The sequence below is a fragment of the Kribbella sp. NPDC104218 genome, assembly GCF_055584105.1.
In genome coordinates this window covers 1,923,953-1,944,328 of sequence record NZ_JBVJMQ010000002.1, presented here as the reverse complement: position 1 = coordinate 1,944,328, position 20,376 = coordinate 1,923,953, and the positions used below count along the sequence as shown (strand labels likewise).

17 protein-coding genes are annotated in these 20,376 nt (G+C 69.7%); 15 read left to right on the top strand and 2 right to left on the bottom strand.

What is annotated here, in order from left to right; genetic code table 11:
• Positions 1-7 precede the first annotated feature (7 nt).
• Together ACZ6ZD_RS25025 and ACZ6ZD_RS25020 are read left to right on the top strand one after the other, a co-directional pair.
• Positions 8-1,183, top strand: coding sequence for a sensor histidine kinase (locus ACZ6ZD_RS25025; protein WP_465676101.1), 1,176 nt, complete (start codon positions 8-10; stop codon positions 1,181-1,183).
• Positions 1,180-1,824: a response regulator gene (locus ACZ6ZD_RS25020; RefSeq protein WP_465676034.1), complete on the top strand. Its 645-nt coding sequence runs from the start codon at positions 1,180-1,182 to the stop codon at positions 1,822-1,824. The genes ACZ6ZD_RS25025 and ACZ6ZD_RS25020 overlap by 4 nt, the downstream gene beginning before the upstream one ends.
• A gap of 210 nt (positions 1,825-2,034) precedes the next feature.
• On the opposite strand, the gene ACZ6ZD_RS25015 is transcribed toward ACZ6ZD_RS25020, so the two are convergent.
• Positions 2,035-3,003, bottom strand: a complete 969-nt coding sequence (locus ACZ6ZD_RS25015; RefSeq protein WP_465676032.1) for an NmrA/HSCARG family protein — start codon at positions 3,001-3,003, stop codon at positions 2,035-2,037.
• A gap of 82 nt (positions 3,004-3,085) precedes the next feature.
• Here ACZ6ZD_RS25015 and ACZ6ZD_RS25010 point away from each other — a divergent pair, with 82 nt between their 5' ends.
• The 7 genes from ACZ6ZD_RS25010 to ACZ6ZD_RS24980 all read left to right on the top strand — a co-directional run bounded on the left by ACZ6ZD_RS25010 (position 3,086) and on the right by ACZ6ZD_RS24980 (position 11,726).
• A complete protein-coding gene (locus tag ACZ6ZD_RS25010) occupies positions 3,086-3,586 on the top strand; it encodes a MarR family winged helix-turn-helix transcriptional regulator (protein WP_465676099.1) in 501 nt (166 codons plus the stop codon).
• A 96-nt stretch (positions 3,587-3,682) separates the two neighbouring features.
• Positions 3,683-3,907 carry a hypothetical protein gene (locus tag ACZ6ZD_RS25005; protein ID WP_465676030.1) on the top strand — a complete coding sequence of 75 codons (225 nt, stop codon included), beginning with the start codon at positions 3,683-3,685 and terminating at the stop codon, positions 3,905-3,907.
• Positions 3,904-4,800, top strand: a complete 897-nt coding sequence (locus ACZ6ZD_RS25000; protein WP_465676028.1) for an FAD:protein FMN transferase — start codon at positions 3,904-3,906, stop codon at positions 4,798-4,800. The genes ACZ6ZD_RS25005 and ACZ6ZD_RS25000 overlap by 4 nt, the downstream gene beginning before the upstream one ends.
• Complete coding sequence (locus tag ACZ6ZD_RS24995; RefSeq protein WP_465676026.1) at positions 4,800-5,348, top strand: hypothetical protein; 549 nt, start codon at positions 4,800-4,802, stop codon at positions 5,346-5,348. Before ACZ6ZD_RS25000 ends, ACZ6ZD_RS24995 begins: the two co-directional genes overlap by 1 nt.
• Positions 5,345-6,532, top strand: a complete 1,188-nt coding sequence (locus ACZ6ZD_RS24990; protein ID WP_465676024.1) for an NADH-ubiquinone oxidoreductase-F iron-sulfur binding region domain-containing protein — start codon at positions 5,345-5,347, stop codon at positions 6,530-6,532. The genes ACZ6ZD_RS24995 and ACZ6ZD_RS24990 overlap by 4 nt, the downstream gene beginning before the upstream one ends.
• Positions 6,529-6,735: a ferredoxin gene (locus ACZ6ZD_RS24985; RefSeq protein WP_465676022.1), complete on the top strand. Its 207-nt coding sequence runs from the start codon at positions 6,529-6,531 to the stop codon at positions 6,733-6,735. Before ACZ6ZD_RS24990 ends, ACZ6ZD_RS24985 begins: the two co-directional genes overlap by 4 nt.
• A 131-nt stretch (positions 6,736-6,866) precedes the next feature.
• A complete protein-coding gene (locus ACZ6ZD_RS24980) occupies positions 6,867-11,726 on the top strand; it encodes an NAD-glutamate dehydrogenase (RefSeq protein WP_465676020.1) in 4,860 nt (1,619 codons plus the stop codon).
• A gap of 36 nt (positions 11,727-11,762) precedes the next feature.
• Here the strand turns inward: ACZ6ZD_RS24980 and ACZ6ZD_RS24975 are convergent, their stop codons facing one another.
• Positions 11,763-12,500: a GntR family transcriptional regulator gene (locus tag ACZ6ZD_RS24975; RefSeq protein WP_465676018.1), complete on the bottom strand. Its 738-nt coding sequence runs from the start codon at positions 12,498-12,500 to the stop codon at positions 11,763-11,765.
• 126 nt (positions 12,501-12,626) lie between these two features.
• Here ACZ6ZD_RS24975 and ACZ6ZD_RS24970 point away from each other — a divergent pair, with 126 nt between their 5' ends.
• The 6 genes from ACZ6ZD_RS24970 to iolD all read left to right on the top strand — a co-directional run bounded on the left by ACZ6ZD_RS24970 (position 12,627) and on the right by iolD (position 20,376).
• Positions 12,627-13,613 carry a Gfo/Idh/MocA family protein gene (locus ACZ6ZD_RS24970; RefSeq protein ID WP_465676016.1) on the top strand — a complete coding sequence of 329 codons (987 nt, stop codon included), beginning with the start codon at positions 12,627-12,629 and terminating at the stop codon, positions 13,611-13,613.
• Between the two features lie 36 nt (positions 13,614-13,649).
• Positions 13,650-14,534, top strand: a complete 885-nt coding sequence (locus tag ACZ6ZD_RS24965) for a sugar phosphate isomerase/epimerase family protein (protein ID WP_465676014.1) — start codon at positions 13,650-13,652, stop codon at positions 14,532-14,534.
• A gap of 61 nt (positions 14,535-14,595) precedes the next feature.
• The gene (gene iolC, locus ACZ6ZD_RS24960; protein ID WP_465676012.1) at positions 14,596-15,552 is read left to right on the top strand and encodes a 5-dehydro-2-deoxygluconokinase; all 957 of its coding nucleotides are present in this window, start codon (positions 14,596-14,598) and stop codon (positions 15,550-15,552) included.
• Between the two features lie 1,136 nt (positions 15,553-16,688).
• Positions 16,689-17,576 (top strand): Cgl0159 family (beta/alpha)8-fold protein, encoded by an 888-nt coding sequence (locus tag ACZ6ZD_RS24955; RefSeq protein WP_465676010.1) that lies wholly within the window; start codon positions 16,689-16,691, stop codon positions 17,574-17,576.
• Complete coding sequence (gene iolB, locus ACZ6ZD_RS24950) at positions 17,573-18,472, top strand: 5-deoxy-glucuronate isomerase (protein ID WP_465676008.1); 900 nt, start codon at positions 17,573-17,575, stop codon at positions 18,470-18,472. Before ACZ6ZD_RS24955 ends, iolB begins: the two co-directional genes overlap by 4 nt.
• Positions 18,469-20,376 (top strand): 3D-(3,5/4)-trihydroxycyclohexane-1,2-dione acylhydrolase (decyclizing), encoded by a 1,908-nt coding sequence (iolD, locus tag ACZ6ZD_RS24945; RefSeq protein WP_465676006.1) that lies wholly within the window; start codon positions 18,469-18,471, stop codon positions 20,374-20,376. The genes iolB and iolD overlap by 4 nt, the downstream gene beginning before the upstream one ends.

Here is a 20,376-nt window from a genome sequence, read left to right as displayed (position 1 = left end):
CGTGTCGATGATGGCGCTCCGCCCGCCGGTAGCCGATCGGCTGCTGGCGGCGGGGTCGTTCGTGCTCGGTGTCGCCGCGGCGATCATCCTCGAGGTGGTCGACTTCGAAGGCGAGCGCCGGGTGGATGTGTGGGCGATCGCGTTGCTGGGCACGATGGCGGCGCCGTTGCTGACTCGGCGGCGCCGGCCGATCCTCGCGGTCCTCGCGGTCTTGATCGTGTCAACGCCGTACCACATCCTCGACTATCCCCACGAGGCCACGATGCCGGCCTCACTGGTGGCGGCGTTCGCGGCGGCGCGCTACAGCCGGCCGCAGCGGCGGCCCGTCGCCGTACTGGTTGCGGTCGCCGCGGTGACTGTGCCTGTTCTCGCCGACGAGGCGTCCGGGGCACTGAGTGATGCGCTGCTCGGCGTCGGCTGGCTGTTGATGGCGTTCTTCGCCGGGCTGGCGGTCCGCTTCCGCGAAAACTGGAAGGCTGCCGTCGCCGCGCGGGTCGAGCAGGAGCGTGCCGACGAGGTCGAGCGGCGGGTCGCCGAGGAGCGAGTGCTGATCGCTGCCGAGCTGCACGACGTACTGGCGCACGGCCTTGCGGTCGCGAACGTCCAGGCGTCCGTCGCCGCGCACCTGATCGACCAGCTGCCGAAGCGCGGCGATGTGTCGCTGCAGGAGCTGTCCAGCACACTGCACAATCTGTCGGACACGAGCCGGGCGACGCTCCGTGAGCTGCGCGCCGTTCTGGACGTCCTGCACGGCAGCGAAACCGAGCCAATCGAGCCCGCGTCTCACCTCGGCGAGCTGCAGCGTCTGGTGGAGATGGCCGAGGCCGCCGATGTCCGGGTCGACCTGGAGACGGACGGACTCCCGGACGAGTTACCTTCGACGGTGTCTGTCGTGGCCTACCGAATCATCCAGGAGTCGCTCACCAATGTCATCCGACACTCGACGGCCGGGCACGCTGTTGTCCGACTCGACCAGAACGGTCACCAACTGCAAATCACAGTCGTCGACCCCGGCCCCGCCCGACCGAGCTCAGCCATGACACCGGCGGGGTTCGGAATCGCCGGAATGACAGGCCGGGCGCGGGCCGTCGGCGGCGAGCTGTCCGCCGGCCCTGGTGAGTCCGGAGGATTCGAGGTACGCGCCGGTCTGCCGCTGCCGGAAATCTGGCGGGTTACCACATGATCCGGGTCCTGCTCGCCGACGACCAGACCCTCGTACGCGGCGCCTTCGCGCTACTGGTCAACTCCGCCAACGACATGCAAGTGGTCGGCGAAGCCGGCACCGGCGACGAGGCAGTGACCCTGGCTCGGGACCTCCGCCCCGACGTGGTGTTGATGGACATCAGAATGCCGAGCAGCGACGGCATCGAAGCGACTCGGCAGATCGTCGCTGACGGTGCATCGAGCGATAGCAGGGTCCTCATCCTGACCACCTTCGAGACAGACGCCAACGTCCTGCGCAGTCTTCGCGCGGGAGCATGCGGATTTCTTCCCAAGGACACCCGCCCGGACAGCCTGCTGGACGCCATCCGCACAGTCGCCGTGGGAGACTCGTTGCTGTCACCCGCCGCGACCAAGGCGGTCATCACTCGTGCGTTGAGTCGTCCCGACGTACCCGCGCCTGAGCGGCTGGCCAGCCTGACAGCGCGCGAGCGCGAGGTGCTCCGGCTCATCGCCGTGGGCCGGAGCAACCAGGAGATCGCGGACGAGCTGGTCGTCAGCCCGCTGACCGCCAAGACTCACGTGGCCCGCATCCTCGCGAAGCTAGGCGCCCGCGACCGGGTCCATCTCGTCATCGCCGCCTACGAAGTCGGACTCACCTGATGCAACGCAAAGCGTAGACCCGCCCGGCGCACCCGACGAACGTGCCGACAAAGGCGATGGATCCGCTGTCAGGGTCTCGGCTCAGATTGCACGCCGGTGCGGAGCTGCTGACCGAGAGGCGGGCTGAGCGTTCCTGGGTGCGCTGACCAACGAGTACGTCACCAAGAAGTACCGTGATCATCCCGATTCCGGGCCCGCCGCGGGCGTCGTCTACTGTACGGCGGCCTTGAGTTCGTCCTTGTGCAGTTCCAGCCAGGCATCGAAGGACTGGAGGTCGGGGTTGAGGTCGCGGACGGTGTCGAGGTCGCGGTCGCCGGCGAAGGCGTGGTTCTCGGCGTAGAACTGGAACATGTTGCCCATTTCGACGGCCATGGGGAAGCCGTAGGAGCGGAACTCGTCCCAGGTGGGGGAGTTGTAGGTGACTGGTTCGTTGAGGGTGGCGGCGAGGTGTTCGGCGTACTGGTGGCCGGTGAGGTGGTCGCCGGCGATGCTGATGGTTTCGTTGATCAGGTCGGGGCGCTTGAGGATGGCGAGGGCGGTGCGGCCGATGTCGGCGGAGGCTACGCCGGAGAGGGGGCGGTCGGACATCGGGAAGGTGATGGTGATCTTGCCGTCGGCGCCGCGCTGGGGTTCGAGGCCGCCGAGGAAGGCGTCGAAGTAGAAGGTGGTGCGCAGGTAGGTGGTCGGGACGCCGGCGGCGCGGAAGATCTCGTCGGCCTCGCCCTTGGCGTCGAAGTGCGGGACCTTGTAGCGGCCGTCGTCCAGGCTCGGGACGTCGGCGCGGTCGCCGAAGAAGTCGCGGGTGTCCTCGAGGGTCGACCAGACGACGTGCCGGACGCCGGCGTCCTTGGCGGCGCGGGCGGCGTTCTCGGCCTGCTGCAGCTCCATCTCGGCGCGGGTCCGGGCGGCCTCCTCGGCCGGGGTCCGGGCGACCCAGTAGTTCGTCACGACGAAGGCGCCGTACGCGCCGTCGAAGGCCTTGCGGAGGCTGTCCGCGTCGTCCAGGTCGGCCTCGACGATCTCGGCGCCGCGGGCCGCGAGTGCCTGGGCGGACGCCGACTGGGCGCTGCGGGTCAGCGCGCGGACGGTGAACTCCCGCGCCGGGTCGTCCAGGATCGCCTGCACCAGGCCGCCGCCCTGTGCTCCGGTGGCTCCGACGACCGCGATCACCTTGCTCATTGCTACTCCCGAGAGTTGGGTTGATGTGTCAACTCGGCACAGCTTAGCGCTTCTGGTTGATGTGTCAACTGGGTCGAGTATGATGGACGGCGTGGGCAACGGACCGTGGCTGGACGACGACGAGCAGAAGGCGTGGCGGAGCTATCTGCTGATGAACAAGACGCTGGAGACGCACATGGAGCGGCACCTCCAGCGGGAGTTCGGGCTGTCCAAGTCCGACTTCGAGATCCTGGTCAACCTCTCCGAGGCGGAGAACGGGCGGATGCGCGCGTTCGAGCTCGGCCGGGCCACCCAGTGGGAGAAGAGCCGGATGTCGCACCACCTGACCCGGATGGAGAAGCGCGGGCTGATCCGGCGCGAGGCCTGCCAGGCCCGGTATCCGGAGGTCGTGATCACCGCGGAGGGGCAGGCCGCGATCGAGGCCTGCGCGCCGCAGCAGGCGGCCCGGATCCGCGAGTTCTTCGTCGATGTCTTCGGTCCGGAGCGGCTGGCCGAGCTGGGCAAGGCCGGCGCCGAGGTGGTCGAGACCATCCGCCGCCACGAGGAGAACGACTGCCCGCCGGAGGTCCGCGGCAGCTGCTGAGCTGAGAGCTTCTCTCAGTCACCTCTCAGCAGAACTTGACGCTCGCTTGAGGGTCTCTTGGAGTGCGGCTGACGCGCTTCTGGCGACGCTGGCGTCATGCTCACCACAGACGATTCCGCTCGCCGGCGCTGGTTGCGCCGGGCCTCCGTCGCGGCGGCAACGACCGCAGTCCTCGGTATCGGCACCGCGGGCCTGTCGGTCGCCGTCGCCGCCGCCCGCCACGAGACTCCACCGGCCAGTACGTCGACCGTCGACAACTCCACTGGCATCGGCTCCGCACCCTCCGGCGCGACCTCGCAAGGTGGGAGCAACGGCTCATGAGCGCATCCCGCAACTGGAACGCCTGGAGCTGCAGCGTCCGTCTGACCGTTGAGGACCCGGCTGTCCTCGGTGCGGCCTGTGGTGAGCTCAAAGCGCTGATGGACCGAGTCGACAAGGCCGCCAGCCGTTTCCGCCCGGACTCCGAGCTGTCCGCCGTCAACAGCCGCTCCGGCGCGATGGTCCCGGTCTCGCGCCTCCTCGTCGACCTGGTCGACGTCAGTCTGGTCGCAGCGTCGATCAGTGGCGGTGCAGTCGACCCGACAGTCGGCTCGGCCGTCATCGCAGCGGGCTACGACGCCGATATCGAGACGGTCCGCCGCCGCTTCCCGCAGCCGCTGGGTACGCCGCCGCCGGTCCCCGGCTGGCAGGGCGTCCAGCTCAACCGCAAGCTCGCGCTCCTCGGCGTCCCCGAAGGCGCGGTTCTCGACCTCGGAGCGATCGCCAAGGCTTGGACTGCGGACCGCGCAGCCCTCATCCTCAGCAAGCGCTACGGCTGCGGCGTCCTGGTTGAGATCGGTGGCGACCTCCGCGCTGCCGGTGAGCCCGAGCAGCCGTGGGTGATCACCGTCGCCGAACGGGCAGGTGAACCCGGCGTCCTCGTCACTCTCGCCCACGGCGGTCTGACGACGTCCACGCGCACCTCTCGCGCCTGGGAGAACGGGCACCACATCATCGACCCGCGAACCGCGCGTCCCGCCGATGGGCCGTGGCGGACGGCGTCCGTCTGGGCTCCGAGCGCGGTGCGCGCCAACACCTTCAGTACGGCGCTCGTCGCCACCGGCGAGGCCGCACTCGGCCGACTGACCCTGGCGCGACACCCGGCTCGCCTGATCGCGGACGACGGTGAGGTCACCCAGCTGGCCGGTTGGCCGACGTCCACTCAGGCGGCGTGATGACGCTCTGGTACGTCGCCCGCGCGGCCGGAGTGGTCGCGATGATCATGTTCACGGTCGCAGCGGCCCTCGGCATCCTCACCTCCGGCAACCGCAACCCGGAGCGCCGTTTCTGGCTCCAGTACGTGCACAGATCAGCCGCAGTCACCGGTCTGGTCCTGCTGGCTGCTCACGTCATCGCAGTGATCGCGGACGCCAACGTGGACATCAGTCCGACGGTGCTGGTCTGGCCGTTCGGCTCCGGCTACCGCCCCGTCGCCATGGCCGTTGGGACGCTGGCGCTGTACGGCGTCGTCCTAGCAACTCTGGCTGGCGCGGCCCGCGGTCGCCTGGCGCAGTACGCGACCTTCGCGAAGTACTGGCGCACGGTTCACATCGCAGCCTCGGTCGGCTGGCTCCTCTCCGTCGGCCACGCCTTCCTGGCCGGAACAGACCGCAGTACGCCGTGGATGCTCGCCATCACCGTCAGCTGTCTAGCCGCGGTCGCAGGCGCTGGTGCCTACCGAGCCAGCACCTACACCGCACCCAACCTGGTGAGGGCCCGATGAAGACCTTGCTGGCAACCAGCGTGATCGGAGCCGCCCGCCTCCTCGCCGGAGTCGAACGCGGCCGATTGGACCGACAGAACCACCTCTGGACCCACGGCGCCCCACCTGACCTATCTCGCGCCACCTACCAGCAGCTGTGCGAGGCCGTCGGCCTCAAGGGTCGCGGCGGCGCCGCCTTCCCAGTAGCGCGCAAGCTCGCTGACCTCCCCGAGCGCGGTGTCGAGGCAGTAGTGGTCAACGGCTCCGAGAGCGAGCCGGTGAGCCGCAAGGACCGCATGCTGCTCACCTTGGCGCCACACCTCGTACTGGACGGCGCCACCGGGCTCGCCCGGGCGCTCGGCGCCCCGCACGTCCTCATCGCCGTCCATGACGCCGAGTCGGCGCAGTCGATCCGTGAGGCGATCCTGGAGCGCGACGACCGGCTCGCAGTCGAGGTGTCCGAGACTCCGGGCCGCTTCGTCGCCGGTGAGGCCCGTGCGGTCCTCAGCGCCTTGGAAGGTGGCCCGGCAGTCCCACCCGGCCGGAAGGTGCTGCCGACCCGGCAGGGCTACCACCGGCGGCCGACGTTCCTGTCGAACGTCGAGACCTTCGCCCAGCTCGCCGTCCTGGCCCGACTCGGTGCCCGCGAGTTCGCGGCGACGGGGCTCAGTACGGCGCCTGGCACCCAGCTGCTCACGGTCGCCGGCGCCGTCCAGCGACCAGGGGTCGTGGAGACGCCGAACGGCGTACCGCTCGACACCGTCCTGCAGTACGCCGGTGCTGAAGCGGGACCGGTGCTCCTCGGCGGCTACCACGGCCGCTGGCTGTCGCAGTCGGTGCCACTGGACGGCGCGAGCATCGTCGTGGCCCTCGGCTCGGCGACCTGCCCACTCGGTGAGGTGCACCGGGTCGCTCAATGGCTGTCCGCGCAGTCCGCCGGCCAGTGCGGCCCGTGTGTCTTTGGTCTCGCTTCGCTGGTCGACGACTTCGCCCGGCTCCTCAACGGCGATGTGAACGGCTGGTACGACGCGCAGCGGCATCTGGGCCTAATTCCGGGCCGCGGCGCCTGCGCCCACCCGGACGGGGCCGCCCGCTTCCTGACCTCGGCGCTCCAGGAGTTCGACGACGACGTCCGGCGGCATCTGGCCGGCGGCTGCGGCCGGCCGGTCCTCGGCGTCCTGCCCGTTCCTGGAGGTGCGGTGTGAACAGACTGGAAATCGACTGGACCCGGTGCGACGGTCACGGTCTCTGCGCCACGTTGCTGGGCGGTGAGGTGCAGCTCGACGAGTGGGGATACCCCGTTCTGAGGGGCCGCGAGCTCACTGCCGGTGAGGGGCCGGATGCGCGCCGCGCAGTCCTCGCCTGCCCGGCGCTGGCGTTACGTCTGAGTAGGTCTGTTAACCGTTGATGACCAGTGGCCGGACAGGGCCGTCCCGACATCACACCAGTGACAAAGGTGGACTAATCTCTGAGTGACCGCACAAAGGCGTGCGGCCGGTGCGGAGAGCGCCGTGAAGTCACGTGTGGAGACGGTGGGGAATGCAGAGCAAGCTGGACGTCCAGAAGGCGGATGTGCTCGCGAAAGCGGTGGCCGCGGGTGCCCACGGGCATGACAAGTCGGTCGATCCGGAGAAGCTGAAGAAGTTCCTGGAGCGCTACTACCGGCATGTGGCCGCCGAGGACGTGGCCCAGCGCCAGCCGGCCGACTGCCTGGGCGCGGCCCGGCACCACTACAAGACTGCCGTCTCCCGGCCGCAGGGCACCGCGAAGGTGCACGTGTTCACCCCGACCCTGGAGGAGCACGGCTGGTCCGCGAACGGGCGGACCGTGGTCGAGATCGTCATCGACGACATGCCGTTCCTGGTCGACAGCGCCTCGATGGCCATCACCGAGCGGAACCTCGAGATCCAGCTGCTGGTCCACCCGCAGTTCGTCGTCCGCCGCGACGTCACCGGCACGCTGGAGGAGGTGCTGGAGGACGGCGCCGCCTCCGACGGGCACGATCTGGTCCGCGAGAGCTGGATGCACCTCGAGGTCGAGCGGATCGCCGACGTCGCCGAGCACCGCGCGCTCGAGGAGGCCCTGCAGAAGGCGCTGCACGACGTCCGCGAGGCCGTCGAGGACTGGCCGAAGATGCATGAGAAGGCCGTCAGCATCGCCCGCTCCCTCGACGCCGCCGACCTGCCGGTCGGCGCGAACGAGGTCGAGGAGGCCAAGGAGCTGCTGCAGTGGCTCGCCGACGAGCATTTCACCTTCCTCGGCTACCGCGAGTACGACTTCACGATGGAGGGCGACCAGGGCATCCTGCGCGGCGTCCCCGGCACCGGCCTCGGCATCCTCCGGCCGGACCCGGCGCCCGGCTCCGGCAAGCTGCCGCCCGAGGTGAGCGCCAAGGCCCGCGAGCGCAAGCTGATGATCCTCACCAAGGCCAACTCGCGCTCCACCGTGCACCGCTCCACCTACCTGGACTACGTCGGCATCAAGCAGTTCGACGCGAACGGCGACCCGGTCCGCGAGTGCCGCTTCATCGGGCTGCTGTCGTCGACGGCGTACACCGAGAGCGTCATGCAGGTGCCGGTGCTGCGGCGCAAGGCGCTGGAGCTGTTCCGGCTGACCGGCTTCGACCCGAACAGCCACAGCGGCAAGGGCCTGCTCGACGCGCTCGAGACCTACCCGCGCGACGAGCTGCTGCAGGCCCCGGTAGAGGACCTGCTGCCGATCGTCACCTCAGTCCTGCACCTGCAGGAGCGCCGTGCGGTCAAGCTGTTCGTCCGCCGTGACGTCTACAACCGCTACCTGTCCTGCCTCGTCTACCTGCCGCGGGACCGCTACACCACCGCGGTCCGGCTGAAGATGCAGCAGATCCTCAAGGACGCCATCGGCGCGGAGTCGGTCACGTACGCCGCCTACGTCACGGAGTCCGTGCTCGCGCGCGTCCACTTCGTCGTCCGGATGAAGCGCGGTACGACGGTCGGTGAGTTCGACCAGGAGCTGATGGAGCAGCGCGTCGTCGAGGCGACCCGCGCCTGGGAGGACGACTTCACCGTCGCGCTGCACGCGCAGGGCGGCGACGGCGCCGTCACCGCGCTCGCCCGGCGGTACGCCGACGCGTTCCCGGAGGCCTACAAGGAGGACTTCGCCGCCCGCGTCGCCGTGAAGGACGTCGGCGTGCTGGAGAGCCTGCCGGCCGACAACGGCCTGGCGATGTCGCTGTACAGCCCGATCGAGGAGGAGTGGGCCGGCGAGCGCCGGTTCAAGGTCTACCGGACGGGCTCGGCGCTGTCGCTGTCGCAGGTGCTGCCGCACCTGACCCACATGGGCGTCGAGGTGATCGACGAACGGCCGTACGAGATCCGCCGTGACGACGGCATGGTCTACATCTACGACTTCGGGCTGAAGGCGCCGCCGAAGTCCGAGGAGCGCGAAGAGCTGCGACAGCTGTTCTCGGACACCTTCCAGGCGGTCTGGGAGGGGCGTGCGGAGTCCGACAAGCTGAACGCGCTCGTTCTGCGCGGCAGCCTGAGCTGGCGCCAGGTGTCGATCCTGCGCGCTTACCAGCGCTACATCCGCCAGGGCGGTACGCCGTTCAGCCAGGACTACATCGAGAACACCTTCCTGAACCACGTGGACGTCGCCGGCTTGTTGGTCCAGCTGTTCGAGGCCAGCTTCGACCCGGCTCGCGGCGCGGCCGACGATCCGGACCGGGTCGCCCAGTGCGACCTGTTGGAGAAGGAGATCCTGGCCGCGCTCGACACCGTGCAGAGCCTGGACGAGGACCGCATCCTGCGGTCCTACCTGACCGTCATGAAGGCGACGCTGCGGACGAACTACTTCCAGCCGGCCGCCGACGGTTCACTGCGGCCCTACATTTCGCTGAAGCTCGAGCCGAAGGCGATCCCGGAGCTGCCGCAGCCGCGGCCGAAGTACGAGATCTTCGTGTACTCGCCGCGCGTCGAGGGCGTGCACCTGCGCTTCGGCGCGGTCGCCCGCGGCGGTCTGCGCTGGTCGGACCGGCGCGAGGACTTCCGGACCGAGGTGCTGGGTCTGGTCAAGGCGCAGATGGTGAAGAACTCGGTGATCGTGCCGGTCGGCGCGAAGGGCGGGTTCTACGCCAAGCAGCTGCCGGATCCGTCGGTCGATCGGGACGCGTGGCTGGCCGAGGGGATCGCGTCGTACAAGACGTTCATCTCCGGGCTGCTGGACATCACCGACAACATCGTTGCCGGTGACATCGTTCCGCCGCGTGACGTCGTCCGGTACGACGGCGACGACGCCTACCTGGTGGTCGCGGCGGACAAGGGGACGGCGACGTTCTCCGATATCGCGAACGGGGTCGCCAAGGAGTACGGCCACTGGCTCGGGGACGCGTTTGCCTCCGGCGGGTCGGTCGGCTACGACCACAAGGCGATGGGGATCACCGCGCGCGGCGCGTGGGAGTCGGTCAAGCGGCATTTCCGCGAGATGGGCCACGACTGCCAGAACGCCGACTTCACCGTTGTCGGCGTCGGCGACATGTCCGGTGACGTCTTCGGCAACGGGATGCTGCTGTCGGAGCACATCCGGCTGGTGGCCGCGTTCGACCACCGGCACATCTTCCTCGACCCGGCGCCGGACGCCGCGACGTCGTACGCAGAGCGGCAGCGGCTCTTCGACCTGCCGCGCTCGTCGTGGGCCGACTACGACACCGCGCTGATCTCGGCCGGCGGCGGCGTCTACCCGCGGACCGACAAGGCGATCCCGGTCTCGGCCGAGATCCGCGAGGCGCTCGGTATCGAGGGCTCGCCCGCGACCCTGACGCCGGCCGAGCTGATGAACGCGATCCTCAAGGCGCCGGTCGACCTGTTCTGGAACGGCGGTATCGGCACCTACGTCAAGGCCGAGTCCGAGGCGAACTCCGACGTCGGCGACAAGGCGAACGACGCGATCCGGATCAACGGCGGCGAGCTGCGCGCCAAGGCGGTCGGTGAGGGCGGCAACCTCGGCTTCACCCAGCTGGGCCGGATCGAGTACGCCGCGGCCGGCGGCCGGATCAACACCGACTTCATCGACAACGTGGCCGGCGTGGACACCTCCGACCACGAGGTGAACATCAAGATCCTGCTCGACAAGGTCGCCGCGGACGGCGACCTGACCGAGAAGCAGCGCAACGACATCATCGCCTCGATGACCGACGAGGTCGGCGGGCTGGTGCTGAAGTCGAACTACCGGCAGAACATCGCGCTGGCCAACGCGGCCGCGCAGGCGCCGGCGCTGATGCACGTCCACCAGGACTGGGTGCGCCGGCTGGAGAAGGAAGGCCTGCTGGACCGGGAGCTGGAGTTCCTGCCGAGTGTCGCGGAGTTCAAGCGGCGCAAGGCCGACGGGCGCGGGCTGACCTCGCCGGAGCTGTCGGTGCTGATCGCCTACACCAAGATCGTGCTGGACGCGGAGCTGCTGAAGACCTCGCTGCCGGACGACCCGTTCCTCAAGCACAAGCTGGCGTCGTACTTCCCACAGGCGATCCAGGAGCGGTTCGCCGATCAGATCCAGGCCCACCAGCTGCGCCGCGAGATCATCACGACCCAGGTCGTCAACGAGTTCGTCAACACGTCCGGGATCACGGCGTACCACCGGCTCTCGCTGGAGACCGGCGGTTCGGTCGAGGACGTCGTCCGCGCGAACCTGGCCGCCTCGCGGATCTTCTCCCAGCCCGAGCTGTTGTCCGCGAACGCCGATCTGGACAACGTCGTGGACGCCGCGACCCAGACCCACATGCGGCTGGAGACCCGGACGCTGGTCGAGCGCGCCACCCGCTGGCTGGTCAGCAACCGGCGTCCACCGGTCGACATCCAGGAGCTGATCGAGCACTTCGCTCCCGGTATCGCGAAGCTGACCGCGGCGCTGCCCGAGCTGCTGCGCGGGCGCGAGCTGGCGCTGTTCGAGCACCGGCGGGAGTCGCTGGTGGAGAAGGGCGTTCCGGTCGATGTCGCGACCGGTGTCGCGATCCTGCCCCCGGCATACGCGGGGCTCGGGATCGTCGAGACGGCGTCCGCCGACGGCCTGGACATCTTCGAGGTCGCCAAGGTCCACTTCGCGCTCAACGAGCGGCTCCAGCTGGGCCTCTTCCTCGAGCGCATCATCGGCCTGCCCCGCACCGACCGCTGGCAGACGATGGCCCGGGCCGCCCTCCGCGACGACCTGCACGCCGTCCACGCCAGCCTCACCCGCCAGGTCCTCGCCACCACCGAAGCCACCGACGACCCCGAATCCCGAGTCATCGCCTGGCAGGACCAGAACGCCACCGCCCTCTCCCGAGCCGCCGCCATGCTCGAAGAGATCGTCGACACCGAAGGCCCCGAACTGGCCCACCTCTCCGTAGGCCTCCGCCTCGTCCGAACCCTCCTGGCCAACCAGGCCTGACCACCATCGCGGGTGGGCCGACAGCCCACCCGCAGGTCAGCGTTCGGAGACCAGGACGTCTACGGAGTACTGGTCGGCTCGGTAGCAGTGGCTGCCGTATTCGACGGGGGCTCCGTCGGCGTCGTAGGCGGAGCGGGTCATGGTGACCAAGGGCTCGGCTTTGGACATGTGGAGGGTACGGCGCTCTTCGGCGGTCGCGTTGCGGGCGCCGATCCGCTGGCGGGCGACGGTGGGGCGGATGCCGCGCGCGCGGAGGACGGCGTACAGGCCGTCGCGGACGAGGTCGTCGACGGTCAGGTCGTCGAGGGCCGGGGGGAGCCAGTTGCGCAGGATGGCGAGCGGCTGGTCGCCGGCGTAGCGCAGGCGGACGATCGAGACCAGCGGGGTGTTGGCCGCGAGGCCGAGCATCTCCGCGGCCCGGTCGTCGTGTGCGTCGAAGGTCAGCGCGAGGACTTCGGTCCGCGGTGTGCGGCCTTCGCGGATCAGGTCGTCGTACAGGCTGGTCAGCTCGGCCTTGCGGTGCACCATCCGGTTCGCGACCGTGGTGCCGATCCCGCGGCGACGGACGAGGAGGCCTTTGTTGACCAGCTCGGAGATGGCCCGCCGGACGGTCGGCCGGGAGAGCCCGAGCCGGTCCGACATCGCGATCTCGTTCTCGAACGGGTCGCCGGGCCGCAGCGTGCCCTCGCTGATGGCAGCGGTCAGCTGCTCGGCGAGCTGGTGGTAGAGCGGCACCGGGCTCGTCCGATCGATGCTGATCGGCAGGGTGGCCATGCCGCGGATGTTACATGAACCAGGTATGTATGTCGCGACGTGCGAATGTGTTAACAAACTATTGACACCTACCTCCGCCGCCAGGAAAGCTGACGGTGGTCGCGGACGACGGAAGAGGGCACACGCATGCGGATCGGGTTGGTCGGAGTCGGGCGGATCGGCGCGTTCCACGCCTCGACGCTGAAGGCGTTACCGGCGGTGGACCAGGTGGTCGTCGCCGACGCGGACCCGGGCCGGGCGGAGACCGTCGCGAAGGAGCTCGGTCTGGAGTTCGCCGCCGACGTCCCGGCGCTGCTCGTTGGTGAGCTGGACGGGTTCGTGATCGCCGCTGCCACGGGCGCCCACGCGGAGCTGATCGCCGCCGGGGTCGCGGCCGGCGTACCGACGTTCTGCGAGAAGCCGGTCGCGCTCGACCTGGCCGAGACGCAGCGTGTCGTCGAGCTGGTCGAGGCGAACGACGTCCCGGTGCACATCGGGTTCCAGCGCCGGTTCGACGCCGGCTACCAGGCCGCGCGGGCCGCGGTTGCCGCTGGGGAGCTCGGCTTCGTGCACCACATCCGCGCGAACACGAACGACGCCTCCCCGCCGCACCAGGACTACATCCCGCAGAGCGGCGGCTTCTTCCGCGACTGCAGCGTCCACGACTTCGACATCGTCCGGTACGTCACCGGTCGCGAGGTCGTCAGCGTCTATGCGACCGGCGCGAACCGCGGTGAGCCGTTCTTCGGCGAGTACGGCGACGTCGACTCCGCGGCCGCGCTGCTCACGCTGGACGACGGCACGTTCGTCCAGGTCAGCGGCACGCGCTACAACGGCGCCGGCCACGACGTCCGGATGGAACTGCAGGGCAGCCTCGGGTCGCTCGCGGTCGGCCTGGACGAGCACACGGCGCTGCGGTCGGCCGAGCCGGGCGTCACCTTCCCGGGTGGGCCGCCGCACCTGACTTTCATGGACCGCTTCCAGCCCGCGTACGTCGCCGAGCTGACCGCCTTCACCGAGGTGGCCGCCGGGACGCGCGACGTTCCGTGCACGGTCCGCGACGCGCTGGCGGCGTTCCGGATCGCCGACGCCTGCGAACTGTCCCGGCACGAGAACCGTGTCGTCACACTCTGACCGAACTCACTTCTGCGATAGAGGAGACTGTGCTCGATGACTGACCTGGCTGCCCGGATCGCCGGCGCTCCGATCTCCTGGGGCGTCTGCGAGGTTCCCGGCTGGGGCTACCAGTACGACGCCGCGACGGTGCTGGCCGAGATGCGGGCCGTGGGGCTCGCCGCGACCGAGTTCGGTCCGGACGAGTTCTTGCCGGTCGATCCGGCGGACAAGGCGAAGACGCTCGCGGACGTCGGGCTGCGCGCGGTCGGCGGGTTCGTGCCCGTCGTCCTGCACGACCCGGCGCACGACCCGGCTCCCGCGGTCGCGACCGCGTTGGAGGGTTTCGTGGCCGCCGGCGCGAGCACGCTCGTCCTCGCGGCGGCGACCGGCCAGGAGGGGTACGACGACCGCCCGGTGCTGGACGAGAACGGCTGGAACACGCTGCTCGCCAACCTGGACAAGCTGTCCGCGCTCGCCGCCGAGAGCGGCGTCCTGGCGACGATCCACCCGCACGTCGGGACGATGGTCGAGAACGCGGACGACGTCGACCGAGTGCTGCGCGGCTCCTCGATCGGGCTCACGCTCGACACCGGTCACCTGCTGATCGGCGGCGTCGACCCGGTCGCGCTGACGCTCGCGAACACCGATCGGATCAAGCACACGCATTTGAAGGACGTCGACGCCGCTTGGGCCGCGAGGGTTCAATCCGGCGAGGTCAGCTACACGGACGCCGTCCGGCAGGGGATGTACCGGCCGCTGGGGCACGGTGACGTCGACCTCGGGGCGATCGTCGGGACGCTGGAGGCGGCCGGCTACACCGGCTGGTACGTGCTGGAGCAGGACACGATCCTGCCGGAGCGACCGGCCGACGAGGGGCCGGTGGTCGACGTCCGGGTGAGTATCGCGCATCTGCTGGCGATCGCGGAGACGGTGGGATGAGTTTGCGGTCGGGTTCGGCGCAGATGGGTTCGGCAAGGTTCGGTTCGAGACGGGGAGACTGATGGCGGACGACGTACTGACGATCGGGCGGATCGGGGTCGACCTGTACCCGCTGCAGACCGGGACGCATCTCGAGGACGTGACGTCGTTCGGGAAGTTCCTCGGCGGCAGCGCCACGAACGTCGCCGTCGCGGCGGCCCGGCACGGCCGCAAGGCCGCGGTGATCAGCCGGACCGGGAACGACCCGTTCGGCACGTTCATCCACACCGCGTTACGTGACCTCGGGGTGGACGATCGGTTCGTCACACCGGTGGACGGGCTGCCGACGCCGATCACCTTCTGCGAGATCTTCCCGCCGGACAACTTCCCGCTGTACTTCTACCGGTTCCCGAAGGCGCCGGACCTCGTCATCAACCCGGCCGAGCTCGACCTGGACGCGATCGCCGACGCCCGGATCTACTGGTCGACGGTGACCGGCCTGTCCGACGAGCCGTCCCGGTCGGCGCATTTCGCCGCCTGGGAGGCCCGCGGCCGGCGCGGCCGGTCGGGGGAGGCGATCACCGTGCTGGACCTGGACTACCGGCCGATGTTCTGGGCCGACCCGACCCAGGCGCACGCGCAGGTGAGCCGGGCGCTCGAGCACTGCACGGTTGCCGTCGGCAACCGTGAGGAGTGTGAGGTCGCCGTCGGCGAGACCGACCCGGACAAGGCGGCGCAGGCGCTGCTCGACCGCGGTCTCGACCTCGCCGTCGTCAAACAAGGCCCCAAGGGCACCCTCGCCCGCACCCGCGACGAACGCGTCGAGGTCCCACCGCACCCGGTCGAGGTGGTCAACGGCCTCGGCGCCGGCGACGGCTTCGGCGGCGCCCTCTGCCACGGCCTGCTCGCAGGCTGGCCCCTGGAGAAGATCATCCGCTTCGCCAACACCGCCGGCGCCATCGTCGCCGGCCGCCTCGAATGCTCCACCGCCATGCCCACCACCGCCGAGGTCCTCACCACCATGGGAGCCGAAGCATGACCAACCCCGACGCCCGCCAGCCCCTCCCCATCCGCCGCCCCACCCCCGAACCCCCAAACCCCACCGACCACCCCACCCACGAGGTGAACCCAACGGACCCGACCGTAGTCGTGGGCCAGGCGGAGCACGAGGCGCCTGCACACCGGCGCCCGGCTGGTCCCAACGATCCGACGGTTGTGGTTGGGCAGGCGGGGCACGAGGCGTCCGCGGATCGGCGCCCGGTTGGCTCGAACGATCCGACGGTCGTGCAGACGCACAGGGCCGGCCCGGCGGGGTCGGTGCAGTCGCAGGCGGGTGGAGTCGCCCCGACAGACCCTACGGTCGTGCATGGGCACGAGGTGAGCCCGACGGACCCGACCGTGATCGTGGGCCAGGCTGTCCACGAGGTGCCTGCGCATCGGCGGCCGGCCGGCTCGAACGATCCGACGGTGGTGGTTGGGCAAGCGGGGGATGAGGCGCCTGCGCATCGGCGGTCGGCTGGTCCCAACGATCCGACGATCGTTGCCCGAGTCAACCGCCCGGGCTCCGACGATCCGACGGTCGTAGTTCCGACCAACGGCCCGACCGGCGGCGTCTCTGCTGATGACCCGACGGTTGCTGTGCCTGGGGGCGATGCGACGGTCGTCGTGCCGGCTAACGACCCGACGGTCGTGGTACCTGCTCGCGATGCGGCGGCTAACGACCCGACGGTCGTGGTACCTGCCCGCGATGCGGCGGCTAATGACCCGACGGTTGTGGTGTCGGCGGCGGGGGCGGATGACGAGACTGTTCTCGTGCCGACTTCGGGTGCCGGGGGTGTGCCACCGGCGCAGCAGGTTGCGCAAGCAGCTGTGCAGCCGGTGAATGGTGGGCCCGCGGTTGATCCCGACGAGGTGACTGGTGTCGCGCAGGGTGGGGGTGGCGCGGCTGCGGTTGGGGGCGACGAGGTGACTGGTGTCGCGCAGGGTGGGGGTGGCGCGGCTGCGGTTGGGGGCGACGAGGTGACTGTGGTTGCGGCGCCGCCTGTGCCGGAGGTGGGGGTGGGTGGTGAGCCGGTTGTTGCTTGGCATGCGGCTACGGAAGGTGGGCGGCCGGTTGAGCAGGTTGCGCAGCAGGTTGTGGAGGCGCCTGGGCAGGTTTGGGGGTCGGGTAGTGGCGTGCAGGCGCGGTTGGCCGAGCTGACTGAGATTCGGGTGCGGTGGCCGGAGCGGATCGCGGAGGCCTGGCAGCGGCGGCGGACTCGGGAGTTGGTCGGCGCTGATGGGCGGCTGCTGATTGTGGCGGCTGACCACCCGGCGCGCGGGGCTCTGGGAGTACGTGACGATCGGTTCGCGATGGGCAGCCGGCCGGGGTTGATCGAGCGGCTGGTGACGGCGCTGGAGCGCCCGGGCGTGGACGGCGTGCTGGCGACGCCGGATGTGCTGGAAGATCTGCTGCTCCTGGGGGCGTTGGAGGGCAAGGTCGTCATCGGGTCGATGAACCGCGGCGGATTGCAGGGCGCCGCGTTCGAGCTGGACGACCGGTTCACGGCGTACGGGTGTGCTGATGATCTGGCGGTTCGCCGGCTCGACGGCGGCAAGATGCTGACGCGTATCGACCTGGACGACGCCGGCACGGTCGCCACACTCGAAGCGAGCGCGAAGGCCGTCACCGAGCTGGCCGAGCACAAGCTGATGGCGATGGTCGAGCCGTTCTGGTCGACCCGCACTGACGGCCGCGTCACGAACGTCCTGGACGCCGACTCGGTGATCAAGTCGGTGCACATCGCCGCCGGCCTCGGCGCGACCAGCGCCTACACCTGGCTCAAACTCCCGGTCGTCGACGAACTCGAACGCGTCATGGATGCCACCACCCTTCCGACTCTCCTGCTCGGCGGCGACCCGACGGTCGCCCCCGAAGAAACCTATGCACGCTGGGGTAAAGCACTGACCCTCCCGTCCGTCCGCGGTCTGGTCGTCGGCCGCGCACTGCTCTTCCCGCCGGACGGCGACGTCGCCTACGCCGTCGACCAAGCTGCTGCTCTCGTTCACGGAGGCGCCGAATGACCGAGTGGTTCAGGCCGGCCGGTACGACGGCCCGCGACGGCTTCGACGTCGCGGTGACACCCGGCGAGCAGGACTGGGAGCACACCGGCCTGTACGTCGCGACGCTCCGCCCCGGCCAGACGATCGAGTTCGCCACCGGCGACTGCGAGTACCTCGTCCTGCCGCTCAGCGGATCGGCCGAAGTGATCGTGGACGGCGAAATGCTGCCGCTCGGCGGTCGGGCCGACGTCTTCGCCGGCCCGACCGACCTCGCGTACGTCCCGCGCGCCGTCACCGTCGCCGTCACCAGCGCCGGTGGAGCGCGCATCGCCTTCCCGCACGCAAGAGCCGCCAACGATTACCCCTTCCGGCGGATCGGCGTCGAGCAGGTGGAATCCGAGCTGCGCGGCGCGGGGGTCGCCTCACGCCAGGTGCGCAACTTCGGTACGCCGGGCGTCCTGGACGCCGACTCGATCATCGCCTGCGAGGTGCTCACCCCGGCCGGGAACTGGTCCTCCTACCCGCCGCACAAGCACGACGAGCACAAGCCCGGTCAGGAGAGCGTGCTCGAGGAGATCTACTACTTCGAGCTGCAGCTCTCGGACGCGGCCCCGGAAGGTGTCCAGGGCAACGATCCGATCGGCTACCAGCGGGTGTACGGCACCGGCGACCGCCCGATCGACGTCCTCGCGGAGGTCCGCAACGGCGATCTGGTCCTGGTACCGCATGGTTGGCATGGTCCGGCAATGGCGCCTCCTGGTTACGACATGTACTACCTGAACGTGATGGCCGGCCCCGGCGCGCAGCGCGAGTGGCTGATCACCGACGACCCCCAGCACGGCTGGGTTCGTGAGTTGTGGCCGAGCCAGCAGATCGACCCGCGCCTGCCTTTCGGAGCTGAAGGAGAAGAGTCATGACGGTGCGTCTCACGGTCGCGCAGGCCTTGGTGCGATTCCTGAGCGTCCAGTACTCGGAGCGCGACGGCGTGCGCCAGCGGCTGATCGCCGGCACCCTGGGCATCTTCGGCCACGGCAATGTCGCCGGTGTCGGCCAGGCGCTGCTCCAGGCCGAGCTGCAGGACCCGACGGCGCTCCCGTACATCCTGTCCCGCAACGAGCAGGCCATGGTGCACACGGCCGCCGCCTTCGCCCGCACCCGGGACCGGCTGCAGACCTACGCCTGCACGGCGAGCGTCGGCCCGGGCTCGACCAACATGGTGACCGGCGCGGCCTTGGCCACGATCAATCGGCTGCCCGTCCTGATCCTCCCTTCGGATGTGTTCGCAACGCGGGTGGCGACCCCCGTGCTGCAGGAGCTGGAGAGCTTCGGCGCCGGTGACGTCTCGGTCAACGACGCCTTCCGCCCGGTGTCGAAGTACTTCGATCGCGTCTGGCGCCCCGAGCAGCTCCCCTCGGCGCTGCTGAACGCGATGCGCGTGCTGACCGATCCGGTCGAGACCGGCGCGGTCACGCTGGCGCTGCCGCAGGACGTGCAGGCCGAGGCCTACGACTGGCCCGAGGAGCTCTTCGCCGAGCGCACCTGGTACGTCGCCCGCCCGTTGCCGGAAGCATCAATTGTCGACAAGGCGGTAGATCTCCTACGGTCCGCGCAGCGGCCGCTGATCGTCGCCGGCGGCGGTGTGCACTACTCCGGCGCCGAGGACGCGCTCCGGGCGTTCGCCGAGCAGACCGGTATCCCGGTGGCCGAAACCCAGGCCGGTAAGGGATCTCTGCGCTACGACCACCCGCAGGCGATGGGCGCGGTCGGCTCGACCGGGACGACGGCGGCGAACGCGCTGGCCCGCGAGGCCGACCTGGTGATCGGGATCGGCACCCGCTACAGCGACTTCACCACCGCCTCCCGGACCGCCTTCCAGCAGCCGGGGGTCAAGTTCCTCAACATCAACGTGGCGCGTTTCGACAGCGCAAAACATGCCGGCCTCCCTCTCGTGGCAGATGCGCGGGAAGCCCTTGTTTCCTTGGGCTCCGCACTTGGCGACTGGTCCGTCGACGTCCAGTACACGTCGCACGGCACGGAACTTTCAAGGAACTGGGACGGAACTGTTTCGGCCCATTACGGACCCCCGGCCGAGGTGACCGCGAAACTCGCGGACGGGCTGCTCACCCAGGGCCAGGTCCTCGGCGCCGTCAACGAATTGTCGGCGCCGTCTGATGTGGTGGTGTGCGCGGCCGGATCGATGCCCGGCGACCTGCACAAACTCTGGCGGACTCGCGACCCGAAGGGATACCACGTCGAATATGGCTTCTCCTGTATGGGTTACGAGATCGCCGGTGGGCTGGGCGTCCGGCTCGGCGCGCCGGAGCGCGACGTGTTCGTCATGGTCGGCGACGGGTCGTACCTGATGATGTCCAGTGAGCTGGCCACCGCCGTCCAGGAGAACCTGAAGATCATCGTCGTCCTGGTGCAGAACCACGGCTTCGCCTCGATCGGCGCGCTCTCGGAGTCCCTGGGCTCGCAGCGGTTCGGGACGGCGTACCGCAAACGCAGCGGTGACGGCCGTCTCGACGGCGACTACCTGCCGGTCGATCTCGCGGCCAACGTGCGCAGCTTCGGGATCGAGGTTCTGGATGTCCGCAGCCTCGACGAGCTGGAGAAGGCCATCGGGACGGCGAAGGCCGCCACCGGGCCGATCGCGATCCATGTCACGACCGATCCGCTGATCGGCGCGCCCGACAGCGATTCCTGGTGGGATGTCCCGGTCAGCGAGGTCTCCGAGCTCGAGAGCACCCGGGCCGCCGCCGCGGCGTACGAGGAGAGCAAGAAGGTCCAGCAGCCCTACGTCACCCCCGCGGAGGGCTGA